The following is an 11805-nucleotide window of genomic DNA, read 5'->3' on the forward strand; positions in this document are numbered from 1 at the left end:
CGGTCGGCACAATGATTGAGAGTCTATCGCACTGCGGGTGCGGAACGTTCCCGTATTCCACGACCGGCCACGCCGGCGGCCATGGCCGAGACCATGGATGGGACTACACTGAAACACGAGTGCCAGGCGAACGACGCAGTTGCAGGGCCTAAGGAGTGTGAGCCCATTGTCCGATTGGAATTCCGAGCAGTACCTGAAGTTCGAGGCGGAGCGAACGCAGCCGTCGATCGATCTGGCCCGAAGGGTCAAGCAGGTCATCCCCGGTCCGAACATCATCGCCGACCTCGGCTGCGGCCCCGGCAACAGCACCACCGTATTGCGTCGCGCGTTCCCCGAATCCCGGCTGTTCGGCATCGACAACTCGCCGAACATGATCGCCAGCGCCAAGAAGGACCATCCCGGCATCGAATTCCTGCTCGGCGACGTGCATCACCTGCACGGCCGCTACGACCTCATGTTCTCCAACGCCTGCCTGCAATGGATACCCGGCCACCGGCTGCTCATACCGCAGCTCATGGAGTCGCTCAACCCCGGCGGCGTGCTCGCCGTGCAGATCCCCATGGTCGAGCAGACGCCGCTGTTCAGCATCATCTACGAGGTGGCCAACGACCCGCGCTGGAATCTCGGCGACGTATTGCGCGGCAAGAACGGTACGCTGCAGCCCGAGGAATACTTCGACATCCTCGCCGCCACCAGCTCCGACTTCACCCAATGGGAGACGACCTACTACCACCGCATGCCGTCCGCCGACGCGCTCGTCGAATGGGTCAAGGGTGCCCGCATGCAACGCTACATCGCCGCACTGAACGAACGCGACGAATCGGGGAAGGCTGCCGAACGCTTCGAGCAGGAGGTCGCCTGGCGCGTGAACTCCGCCTACGTGCCGCAGGCCAACGGCGAGGTCATCCTCAAGTTCCGCCGGTTCTTCTTCATCGCGAAAAAATGATCGGCCGATAACGATGGCGTAAAGTCGCCATCTTATTACGATTCAACATGTTGCCCAGTTATATTTTCTCGGTCGGTGAGGGCAGCTGGTTCCTCGCTTCATCGGTACGGATTCGTCGACTTGACTGTGGCGTCTTGTTCGTCGGGCTTCGTATCATCGTCTCGTCCGGAAGACGAACGAAAGGGCGATGAATGACGCGGCCGAAGGCGAACATGGTCATACGGGGGAATGAAACGCAGGGCGATGGCATCCCCGTCGTATTCGTGCACGGCCTGGGCGTCGACCATCGTTCGCTGATGCTATTGGACGACGTCTTCCCCGAGCCGACGCGCCGCATCTATCTGGACCTGCCGGGCTTCGGCAAAACCCCGGCTCTGGATGGCGCGGGCGGACTGCCGGAGATGGCCGACTGGCTGCAATCCATCATCGACGACATCGTCGGACCGCGCACGGCTTTCGCCATGGTCGGCAACTCCATGGGAGGCGCCCTGGCCCGCGAGATACTGGCCCGTGAATCCGAGCGTGTGCTCGGTCTCGCGCTCATCGCGCCCGTGGTCGACCCGCGTCACGCACACCGCAGGGTCGGGGAGCATGTCATCGCCGACCCGAACCCGAAACTCACCCACGCGTTGCCTCAGGAACAGGTCTTCGACTTCATCACCATGGGCGTCAACCAGTCCTTCGAGGCATGGCGACGCTACCAAAGGTTCATCCTTCCCGGCGTGCGGCTGTGCGACCGCGAGGCGTGCAGGAGGCTCGGCGAACGATATTTCCTCAACGACGTGCCCGAGCAGGTGTTCGGCACGTTCGGAGGCCCCACGCTCATCGTCACCGGCCATGAGGACCAGATCGTCGGCTACGAGGACCAGAGGGCGTTGCTGCCGCATTATCCGAACACGAGGTTCGTGGTGTTGGACAACGCCGGACACAACCTGCACATCGACCGTCCGAAGGAGACGGGCCGGCTGCTGACGGATTGGGCCGGCAAGGTCGTGAAGGCCGTGTGAACCTCAACGCCGCATGATACAGTGGCTTGTTCGCAAACGTTTTAGGAATCCGAAGAAAGAGAACCAACCCATGGCATTGACCAAGAAGCAGATCAAGCAGCTCCGTTCGCTCGGCCAGCAGCTCAAGCCCGAGCTCATCATCGGCAAGAACGGCATCACCGACGCCACCATCGCCCAGGCGGAGGAGAGCCTCGAGGCCCATGAGCTCATCAAGTGCTCGCTGCTGGACGGCTGCGGCTACACCGCCAAGGAGGCCGGCGAGGAGTTCGCCGAGCGGCTGCACGCCGACCTGGTGCAGACCATCGGCCACCGTTTCGTGCTCTACCGTGAGACGAGCAAGGAAGGCGTCAAGAAGATCCGTCTGGTCCGCGAGTAGGATTCGTCCGGAATTCGCGATTCACTCTTTTCGCAGCCCGTGAAGGAGTGAATCGCGGATACATGAAATGCAGCATCATTCGACTGTCGAATCGTCGATATTCCAGGCAAGTCATGTTTTCTTGGGGTCATTCCCGTTCACTCCTTGCGGAACCGGCGAAAAGAGTGAATGCTGTGGCGGGTACAGTGGTGTAGCGGTTGCCAAGGAACGGGGGATCACAATGTCGCTGAGCATGACGCAACGCAGGAACACCATTCGCGAATTCAAGGAGAACCTCGGGCTGCTGGGGCTTACGGCCGCCGACCTCGCCAAATACTTCGACGTGGACGAGCAGTACATCGTCGACATCATCGAACTGCGCAGCGGGGTGCTTGAGGATCCGTGGATCATCCGCAACTATCTGCTGCGCAAGGCCGAGGAGCGGGGCGTGGAATTGAAGCCGTTCACCGCGTTGGTCGGCGACCACCATGACTACTGGTTCCTCGACGGCGTGATGATCGATGCGGGGGAGTTGCAGTAGCGGAAGCGACGCCGGCGTATGAAGTATGCCAAGCATGCGAATATGGCAAAGGGCCGGTTGCATAAGTAACAAGATGTCTTATGCAACCGGCCCTTTATGTATGCCCGTAACGGAAAGCTGGCCGTTTGTGAAAAATCAGTCGATCAGCGTGTAGCCGTGGTCGGCGATGACGGACTTGAGCTTCTCGAGATACACTTCGGCGGCCTTGGAGAGCTTGGCGCGTTCGTTGGTGATCCAGCCGACGAGCATCTTCTCGTCGGATTCCAGCGGCACGGTGACGATCTTCTCGGAGTTGAGGTCCTCGTTGTCGATGCCGGAGCACACCGTGTAGCCGTTGAGGCCGACGATGAAGTTGAGGATGGTGGCGCGGTCGGTCACGTTGATCTGCTTGGGGGAGTACTCGGGCCACACGGCCTCCTCGGCGAAGTAGAAGCTGCCCTCCTCGCCCTGCTCGTACTGGATCCACGGATACGGCTTGAGATCCTCCATGGTCAGGCTCTTGCGGCCGGCAAGTGGGTTGGAACGGGAAAGGAACACGTGCAGTCCGGCACGGAAGATCGGGTGGAACTCGAGGTGCTTCTCGCGCAGCAGCTTGCCGATGACGTCCTTGTTGAAGTCGGACAGGTAGAGGATGCCGACCTCGGACTGCATGTTGGCGACCTGGTTGATGATGTCCTTGGTGCGGGTCTCGCGGATGGTGAACTCGTACTCGTCGGACTTGATGGAGTTGATGAGCTCCACGAATGCCTCGACGGCGAACATGTAGTGCTGGGTGGAGACCTGGCACAGCTGCTTGCGCGGCTTGGCGTTCTTGTAGCGCTCCTCGAGCAGCGCGGACTGGTCGAGGACCTGGCGGGCGTAGGTGAGGAACTCGGCGCCGTCGACGGTCAGGGCGATGCCCTGCGAGGAGCGGGTGAAGATCTCGATGCCCATCTCCTTCTCCAGTTCCTTGACGGCGGAGGAAAGCGCCGGCTGGGAGATGTACAGTTCGTGCGAGGCCTCGTTCATGGAGCCGCATTCGACGATTTTGACGATGTATTTCAGCTGCAGCAGTGTCATAAGACAAGGTTATAGCAGATATCACAAACACTTATGTTGCCTATACCCCGAATCTGGCGAATATGCGTCCGGTCCCCGGACAAGGGAAACGACGATATGGACCAGAAAGCGTGCTGACTGCCGTTGATCGTCCTGTTGGAAATACGTGTTACTGCTCTCAAATAACACGATATCCTCGGCACTTCCCACGAATCGAACAATTGGTGACAAAGCCGCATAATCGTTGGTGTTCCAACGTTTTTTGACGCCGCGATTTGTGTTCGTGTGCTATACTGAAAGCGAAGGTTGGAAATATTCAACCAGAGAAAACGAACACGAGGTAGTGTTTGATTTCCGATCTTCGACATGATGCCGCAACGAAGCGGCGGAAGGTACGGCAACGGACCGAGGTTGCAGGGCCGCAAGGTGGCGGCCGATAACTGAAGAGAACGCATATGAAGGAATCGCGATGCACGAGGTCGCGACGATGATCGCGCATCCGACTGAGGACGTCGAGAGCGGATGCGCAACGAGGCAGGCAGTGATAATCGAACCATCATGAACCAGACAAGCGGATACCCATCCGCCCGACAATTGAAGAGGTGACTATGGCAGACACCATACAACCATGAGGCCCCGGGGTTTGAAACACAGCTCCGGGGTCTCGTTCATGTGCGCGACTGCAAGTCCCGCGCACACGTATGCACGATGTAAATCGCCCGAGGCGGTACGGTCCGCAACACGTCACCGCAGGATGTCGACCGGCGCCATCGTCTTGTTCCTCTCGATGATCGAGCAGATACGTTCCGGCGTCTCCTTGCAGCCGCCGCGAATCCACAGCCAGATGATCGACGACACCGACGACACGAGAATCTCCATCGCATACGGCCGGGGGATGTCCGCATACGTGTTGGACGTGAGATTCAGACGCTTCGCCTGCGAAATCAGCATCCGCTTGAGTATGTCCTTGAACCGGTCGTACATCTGCATGTCACTGCCCGAACGGGAGATCGCATCGAAGAACGCATACTCGCGTTTGACATAGCGCAGCGCCTCGGCGATCGCCTCCGTACGGAAGATGTCCAGCACGTCATCCACTGACCTTCTGCCACCGCGCATGTCGTCGCCGACGAGAATCTCTGTCAGGTCGTCGATGGTGTCGTCGATGAGCTGCTGCTTCAAATCGAACTTGTCGAGATAATGCAGATAGAACGTGCCGCGGTTGACGCCGGCCGCCCTGACGATGGCGCTGACCGTCATCGACTCGAACCCCTTCTCCTGCATGAGCTCGATGAACGCGTCCCGGATCCTCGCCTCGGTCCTGGTCTGCCTTCGTGCCGTCGTCGCCATGATCCGCCTCCCTTACGGCATCGTCGCCCTGTCTCCTCCGACGTTGATTCCACAGGTTATATCAACATACCGTTCATCGGCAAACGGAATGAACAGTTTCCGAAAAACCGTTCATTATGAACAATTCCAACGATTCTGACCATTGTCGGCACCATATTCACGTTCCTACAATCGGACCAGAAAATCGACATGTTGTGCATTGCGGGCATGCCACCGATTCAACGGGGAACAGGAGACACCCATGGCGTACATCGAAATGGTCCACAGCTTCAAACGCTACCGCATGGGCGACACCACCATCGTCGCCAACAACGACGTGACCTTCGGCATCGAACAGGGCGAACTCGCCATCATCCTCGGAGCCTCCGGAGCCGGCAAATCCACCGTGCTCAACATCCTCGGCGGCATGGACACCAACTCCGAAGGCCAGGTCATCATCGACGGCAAGGACATCGCGAACTACAACGCGCGCCAACTGACCGACTACCGGCGATACGGCATCGGATTCGTATTCCAGTTCTACAACCTCGTCGCCAACCTGACCGCACGCGAAAACGTGGAACTGGCGTCCGAAATCGTGCCCGACGCGCAGGACCCCGTGCAGGCGCTCGCCGACGTGGGATTGCAGGACCGCATCGACAACTTCCCGGCCCAGCTTTCCGGCGGCGAACAGCAGCGCGTGGCCATCGCCCGCGCCGTGGCGAAGAACCCGAAGATTCTGCTATGCGACGAACCGACCGGCGCATTGGATTACAACACCGGCAAGCAGGTGCTGCGCATCCTGCAGAACCAAAGCCGCGAGAAAGGCGCGACCGTGGTCATCGTCACCCACAACTCCGCCATCGCGCCCATCGCCGACCGGGTGATCCGCATGCACGACGCCCGCGTGAAAAGCGTGGAGATCAACGAACACCCCATGGACATCAAGGACCTGGAGTGGTGACGATGACGAGCAGACGGCACAAGGCCCCGCGTGCGGCATCCGCACGACGCATGACAGGCCCTCGCATGACGGTCTCATTGCGCAAACGCATGCTGTGGAAGGACATCCGCCAGACCATGGCGAAATCGAAGGGACGGTTCCTCTCCATCGTCAGCCTGATGATGCTCGGCTCGTTCGCCCTGGTCGGTCTGGTCGTCACCGGACCGGACATGCAGGCCGCCGGAACCGACTTCTACGACAGCCACAACCTCGCCGACGTCACGGTGATCAGCGATTACGGGCTCACCAAGGACGACGAAAACGTCGTGCGCGGCACCAGCGGCGTCAAAGACGCGGAATTCGGCTACTTCAAGGACGTGACCATCCGCGGCAGCGACCACAGCCTGCGCATATACTCCAATCCGGAACGGGTGTCGATCTATCAGGTCGTGGAAGGACGATTGCCGAAGACGTCGACGGAGATCGCGCTGGACTCCAGGGAACGCGACCGGTTCGCCGTCGACAGCACCATCAACATCACCGAACGGCCGGACATGGCCGGCGACACCGTGCTCGGCCGTGACTCGTTCACCGTGGTCGGCTTCGTCAACGCCAGCGAGACCGTATCCACGCTGAACATGGGACAGTCCACGGCCGGCAGCGGCGAACTCAACGGGTACGCCGTCGTCACACCGGATGTCTTCGACTCCGACGTGACGATGATTGGCCGGGTGACGTTCGACGACACCCGGGGCGTCGACTATTGGACCGTCGACTACCGCGACCGCGTGCAGAAGCACAAGGACGACCTGACGAAACGGCTGACGAACCAGCCGGCCGCCCGCGCCGAATCCATACGACAGGAACGACGCAGGCAGATCGACAAGGCGCAGAAAAAGGTCGACGACGCCAAGAAGCAGCTCAACGACTCCGAACGCCAGCTCGGGAAAGCAAAACGGCAGATCGAATCCGCAAAGGACCAGATGGCCGACAGCGTCAGCGAAGCCGCCGACCAGGCCGCATCGGCATCGGCCGAACTCTCCGGGGCCGTCGCCCAGATCGCCGCCGCCGGCTCCACGCTGACCGGCGCGCAGACGCAGCTGGCGGCCGGAGCCCAGCGGCTGACGCAAGGACAGACGCAGCTCAGCGGCTCATGGCAGGAACTGTCGCAGGCGAAACCGCAACTCGACTCCGCACGAACCCAACTGGAGGCATCCAAACAGGTGCTCGACAAGGTTGGCACCCTGCTGCGGCAATGGGAGAACACCGGCCTGACCGGCGGCATATACGAGAACGTCAGCACGAAATACAACCAGGCGGCGGACGCCTACAACACGGCCGCAGACGACTACAACACGAAACTGCGCGCCTACAACACCGCATTGCGGCAATGGAACGCCGCCGCCGGCGAACTGCGGCAGGGAACCGACGAATACCAGCGGAACGCCGCGGCCATCGCCGACTCCGCGAACCAGCTCGCCGACAAGCAGACGGAACTCGGCACGGCCGTCTCCGCATCCACGGGCACGGCGGGCAGCGGCGCCGGCCAGCTCATCCAGGGCAAACGCGACATCGAAAAAGCCGAGGAGGAATACAACGCCAAACTACAGGAATTCAACAAGGCCAAGCCCGAGGCAGAGAAGAAGATCGCCGACGCGGAGAACAGCATCCGGCTCGCCCGGGAGAAAGTCGATTCGCTCGACGTGCCCGCCTACTCGGTGGACGGCCGACGCGAGGGACTGACCTCGAACGGCTACCGCGTGTACGAGATCATCGCCGACATCGTCGGCAGGCTCGCGAACATCTTCCCGGTCTTCCTCTACTTCGTGGCCGCACTGGTCACCTTCACCACCATGGGACGCATGGTCGACGAGGAGCGCGTCAACTCCGGCACCCTCAAGGCGCTCGGCTACGGCAACGCGGACGTGATGAAGAAGTTCATATTCTACGGGTTCACCGCCTCCACCATCGGCACTGCCATCGGCGTGGCCGCCGGGCACACACTGCTGCCACTCATCGTGAACCACGCGTACGGCACCGGCTTCACCATGCCGCGCATCAGCCTGATGTTCCATCCGGCGATCACCGTCGCGGCGTTCGCCCTGGCCTGGCTGAGCGCCGTCGCGCCGGCATGGGCGGCCGCCTTCCGGGAGCTTCGCGAAAAACCCGCGGGCCTGCTGCTGCCCAAACCACCGGCGAAGGGCTCGAAGATCCTCCTCGAACGCATACGACCGCTATGGGGCAGGCTGAGCTTCACCCGCAAGGTGACGGCACGCAACCTGTTCCGATACAAGACCCGCGGGCTGATGACGATATTCGGCGTCTGCGGCGCCGTAGCACTATTGACCACGGGACTCGGCGTGCAGGCGTCCATCGGACAGATCGGCGAACGCCAGTTCGATGAGATCATCCACTACGACCTCATCGTCGCCGAGAAATCCGACAACAACCAGGACCAGCGCAACGAGGTGGCCAAGGCGATGAAACGGGACGCCGTCTCGGATTCGACGCCCATCCGATACGAGGAGCTGAGCCGTATCGCCGGCAAGGAGAACGACAAGCAGAACATCACGCTGCTGGTGACCGACGACGCCTACAATTTCGGCGACTACGTCACCCTGCGCGACCGTGTCTCACACGATCCGCAGGTGCTGACCGACCGCGGCGCCGTCATCTCCGAACGCATGGCCGCCATGCTGGACGCCAAGACCGGCGATATCATCACCGTGACCGACGAGAGCGGTGCGCAGCGCCGCGTGCGCGTGGACGGCGTCTCGGAGATGTACATCGGACACGTCATGGTGATGACCTCGGGCGGCTACGAGCACGCATTCCACTCGTCATACCGGCCGAACGCGTATCTGGTGAAACTCGGGGACGGCTCCATCGCCAATGCGAAGACGCAGGGCGCCGCGTTCATGGGGCTCGACGGGGTCAGGGGAGTGGTGCAGAACACCACGTCGAAGAACCAGGTGAGCACCATCGTCGACTCGCTCGACCAGATCATGGAGGTGCTCATCCTCGTCGCCGCGCTGCTGGCGGTGGTGATCCTCTACAATCTGACGAACCTCAACGTGTCGGAGCGTATCCGCGAGCTGTCGACCATCAAGGTGCTGGGCTTCCACAGCGGCGAGACGACCATGTACATCTACCGGGAGACCCTGCTGCTGTCCGTGCTCGGAATTCTGGCCGGATACGCTGGGGGAGCGGCCCTGCACCGGTACATCATCGACGTGGTGCCGCCCGACGAGGTCATGTTCGACCCTGCGTTGGCGTGGCAGGCGTTCGCGGTGCCGGCCGCGGTGGTCGGCGTGGTGCTGGCCGTCCTTGGATGGCTGGTGTTCCGCCGGCTGCGCGACGTCGACATGCTCGGCGCGCTCAAATCCGTGGAGTAGCGTCGGCGTCGCCGACGCCGACGCCGAATGGTGGCGGGCGGTCAGCGTTCGCCGGTGATGGACTTGTCGTGGTCGCGGCGGTAGATGTCGGGTTCCACGTAGATCTCGAACCGGTACCAAGGCAGGGCGGTGCGCACGGCGTTCTCGATCTTGTCGACGGTCTGCACGTCGTAGTCGCGGTCGAGCTTGGAGGTCTGCACCTTGACGCACAGCAGGATGTCATCCTCTGACATATGAATCGTCTGCATGTTCAGCAGGCGTTCCACGCCGGGGGTGGAGGTGACGGCCTCGACGATCTTGGTGCGGGTCTCGGTGTCGACGGTCTCGCCGAGCAGCAGGGAGCCGGACTTGGTGGCCAGCAGCACGGAGCCGACCATGAGCAGGAGGCCGACCATGAGGCCGCCGACCGCATCCCACAGCTCGTCGCCGGTGATGATGGCGATGCCGATTCCGGCGCCTGCGAACGCCAGGCCGATGAGGGCGAGCGTGTCCTCCATGATGACGGAGGCGAGCTCGGCCGACTTGGTGCGACGCCAGAACCTGAGGAATCCCATGCGTTCGACGCCGACGCGCTGCATGCGTTCGCGCGCCTCGAGGATGCTCTTGTGCAGGCCCATGCCCTCGAAGCAGGCGCTGACCACGCAGACGGCGAGCGCGACGGCCAGTTCGAACCGGTTCGCCGTGTGCGCGGCCGGGTCGGAGAGCACGAGCTGCATCTTCTTGACGGCCTCGGATGTGGAGTAGAAGCCGCCGACGAAGAACAGCAGCGTGGCGACGACGAACGAGGCGAGGTATTTCGCTCGGTAGAGGCCGAACGGGTGGTCGCCGTCGGTCTTGTGATGCGACGCCTTCTCGCCGATGATGAGCACGATCTCGTTGGAGCAGTCGGCGGCCGAATGCACGCTTTCCGACAGCATGGCGGACGATCCGGTGAAGACGGCCGCTGCCACCTTGCAGACGGCGACGCCGATGTTCGCCGCCAACGCCGCCTTGACGGCCGCGCCCTTGTGCTCGGGTTCCTTGACCGTGGACGTCGTCTCTTCCCCCGCTGATTCTCCCATCAGCAATCACCTCTCGTATTCGATTCGTGTTGGCTCTACGTCAACACACTATAGGCGTCCGTCGGAAATTCAGTTGCCGACTGATGCGGAACGTGGTATGTCGCGCAATCATGGGTTGGTTGCCGATATCGTCAATCATGACAACGGAAGGATATTTTTAGTACATATGAATAATCCAATGTCATATAGCTAATATTTTGACATGATTGGCGGTATGGTGGATTTGACGAAGACAACAGGGTCGACGTCGGTGAAAAGGAGAGAACCCATGACCATGAAAACGATGATGAGGGGCGTCGTGGCCTGTCTGGCGGCCGCGTCCATGGCCGCGCTGGCCGGATGCGGATCCGGGACGGGGAATGCGGGAGGCGATTCCGCCAAGTCGACCACGGCGGCGGTGAAAAAACTCGACCTGTCGAAGATCGAGTATTCGGTGGAGTCCACGCCGATCGACGGCAAGCGGCAGCTCGCCATGTCCTATACCAACGACACCGGGTTCGCCATAGCGTCGGTCCAGGTGGCATATCGTCAGAAGAGCGACGTCACCGAGGAACAGAAGACGGCCGCGTTCGCCGAACTGAGGAAGGGCGGCATGGATGACGACGGATACTCCTCGTCCAAGGACCTGCCGTTGAAGTGCACCAGCGATCGGCTGGTGGAATCGGGCGGGACCGTGGAGAACCAGGGATGCGACGTGGGCGGGTGGAAGGCCGTCGGCGATTTTCTGCCGATCATGGAACCCGACGTCATGACCGTCGTGTATTTCAAGAGCGCGAACAAGATCGGTCAGGCGACCTACGACCTGGTCAACAGGAAGACCACCATCGACAGCGAGGTGAAGGATGCGGTCAACTGGAAGGATGATGCGCTGACCAGGACGCTGCCCAAGCCCAAGTCCAAGCTCGTCATCGACAACTACGCCCATAAGACCGCGGTCTCCTACGACGCCTACGGCATCAGCCGGGACCAGTTCAAGCAGTACATCGAAGCCTGCAAGGAGAAGGGTTTCACCGAGGACTCCTCCTATGACACGAGCGCATACCTCAACGGCGAGTCCGGAAGCCGCCTGTCGCTGAACTACGACGCCGACGAACAGTCGATGAGCATCCAGCTGACCGCGAAGCAGTAGCCCACGTTCGGTCGACTGCGAAAAAGGGGCGCGTCCACGATCCGTCGGATGACGGCGTGGA

The 11805-nt window shown here is 61.3% G+C and carries 10 protein-coding genes; 7 read left to right on the forward strand and 3 right to left on the reverse strand.

Annotation, left to right across the window (positions count from 1 at the left end):
* The first annotated feature begins 166 nt into the window (after positions 1–166).
* The 4 genes from GFD18_RS05625 (at position 167) to GFD18_RS05640 (ending at position 2849) form a co-directional block, all read left to right on the forward strand.
* On the forward strand, positions 167–946 hold the full coding sequence (locus tag GFD18_RS05625) for a methyltransferase domain-containing protein (RefSeq protein WP_163200410.1): 780 nt from the start codon (positions 167–169) through the stop codon (positions 944–946).
* Between the two features lie 191 nt (positions 947–1137).
* Complete coding sequence (locus GFD18_RS05630; protein WP_163200409.1) at positions 1138–1953, forward strand: alpha/beta fold hydrolase; 816 nt, start codon at positions 1138–1140, stop codon at positions 1951–1953.
* Positions 1954–2023: 70 nt separating this feature from the next.
* On the forward strand, positions 2024–2329 hold the full coding sequence (locus GFD18_RS05635; protein ID WP_163200408.1) for a YhbY family RNA-binding protein: 306 nt from the start codon (positions 2024–2026) through the stop codon (positions 2327–2329).
* 220 nt (positions 2330–2549) lie between these two features.
* Complete coding sequence (locus GFD18_RS05640) at positions 2550–2849, forward strand: DUF2316 family protein (protein ID WP_163200407.1); 300 nt, start codon at positions 2550–2552, stop codon at positions 2847–2849.
* Positions 2850–2984: 135 nt separating this feature from the next.
* Here the strand turns inward: GFD18_RS05640 and GFD18_RS05645 are convergent, their stop codons facing one another.
* Both GFD18_RS05645 and GFD18_RS05650 read right to left on the reverse strand, forming a co-directional pair.
* The gene (locus GFD18_RS05645) at positions 2985–3908 is read right to left on the reverse strand and encodes a LysR family transcriptional regulator (protein WP_100511029.1); all 924 of its coding nucleotides are present in this window, start codon (positions 3906–3908) and stop codon (positions 2985–2987) included.
* Positions 3909–4631: 723 nt separating this feature from the next.
* Entirely contained in the window at positions 4632–5237 is a 606-nt protein-coding gene (locus GFD18_RS05650; RefSeq protein ID WP_163200406.1) for a TetR/AcrR family transcriptional regulator, read from the reverse strand.
* Between the two features lie 241 nt (positions 5238–5478).
* On the opposite strand from GFD18_RS05650, the gene GFD18_RS05655 reads away from it, so the two are divergent.
* Positions 5479–6180 carry an ABC transporter ATP-binding protein gene (locus GFD18_RS05655; protein WP_163200405.1) on the forward strand — a complete coding sequence of 234 codons (702 nt, stop codon included), beginning with the start codon at positions 5479–5481 and terminating at the stop codon, positions 6178–6180.
* Between the two features lie 65 nt (positions 6181–6245).
* The gene (locus GFD18_RS05660) at positions 6246–9554 is read left to right on the forward strand and encodes an FtsX-like permease family protein (protein ID WP_225432914.1); all 3309 of its coding nucleotides are present in this window, start codon (positions 6246–6248) and stop codon (positions 9552–9554) included.
* A gap of 41 nt (positions 9555–9595) precedes the next feature.
* Here the strand turns inward: GFD18_RS05660 and GFD18_RS05665 are convergent, their stop codons facing one another.
* Positions 9596–10615, reverse strand: a complete 1020-nt coding sequence (locus GFD18_RS05665; protein ID WP_163200404.1) for a cation diffusion facilitator family transporter — start codon at positions 10613–10615, stop codon at positions 9596–9598.
* A 268-nt stretch (positions 10616–10883) separates the two neighbouring features.
* Between GFD18_RS05665 and GFD18_RS05670 the strand changes: the two genes are divergently transcribed.
* Positions 10884–11744 carry a DUF6591 domain-containing protein gene (locus tag GFD18_RS05670; protein ID WP_163200403.1) on the forward strand — a complete coding sequence of 287 codons (861 nt, stop codon included), beginning with the start codon at positions 10884–10886 and terminating at the stop codon, positions 11742–11744.
* Positions 11745–11805 lie beyond the last annotated feature (61 nt).

It is taken from the genome of Bifidobacterium saimiriisciurei (assembly GCF_010667655.1).
Lineage (GTDB): Bacteria > Actinomycetota > Actinomycetes > Actinomycetales > Bifidobacteriaceae > Galliscardovia > Galliscardovia saimiriisciurei.

Excerpts from the sequence above, each read along its gene's own strand:
- GFD18_RS05630 (WP_163200409.1), top strand. The coding sequence starts at position 1,138 with ATGACGCGGCCGAAGGCGAACATGGTCATACGGGGGAATGAAACGCAG.
- GFD18_RS05635 (WP_163200408.1), top strand. The coding sequence starts at position 2,024 with ATGGCATTGACCAAGAAGCAGATCAAGCAGCTCCGTTCGCTCGGCCAG.
- GFD18_RS05640 (WP_163200407.1), top strand. The coding sequence starts at position 2,550 with ATGTCGCTGAGCATGACGCAACGCAGGAACACCATTCGCGAATTCAAG.
- GFD18_RS05645 (WP_100511029.1), bottom strand. The coding sequence starts at position 3,908 with ATGACACTGCTGCAGCTGAAATACATCGTCAAAATCGTCGAATGCGGC.
- GFD18_RS05650 (WP_163200406.1), bottom strand. The coding sequence starts at position 5,237 with ATGGCGACGACGGCACGAAGGCAGACCAGGACCGAGGCGAGGATCCGG.
- GFD18_RS05655 (WP_163200405.1), top strand. The coding sequence starts at position 5,479 with ATGGCGTACATCGAAATGGTCCACAGCTTCAAACGCTACCGCATGGGC.
- GFD18_RS05660 (WP_225432914.1), top strand. The coding sequence starts at position 6,246 with ATGACGGTCTCATTGCGCAAACGCATGCTGTGGAAGGACATCCGCCAG.
- GFD18_RS05665 (WP_163200404.1), bottom strand. The coding sequence starts at position 10,615 with ATGGGAGAATCAGCGGGGGAAGAGACGACGTCCACGGTCAAGGAACCC.
- GFD18_RS05670 (WP_163200403.1), top strand. The coding sequence starts at position 10,884 with ATGACCATGAAAACGATGATGAGGGGCGTCGTGGCCTGTCTGGCGGCC.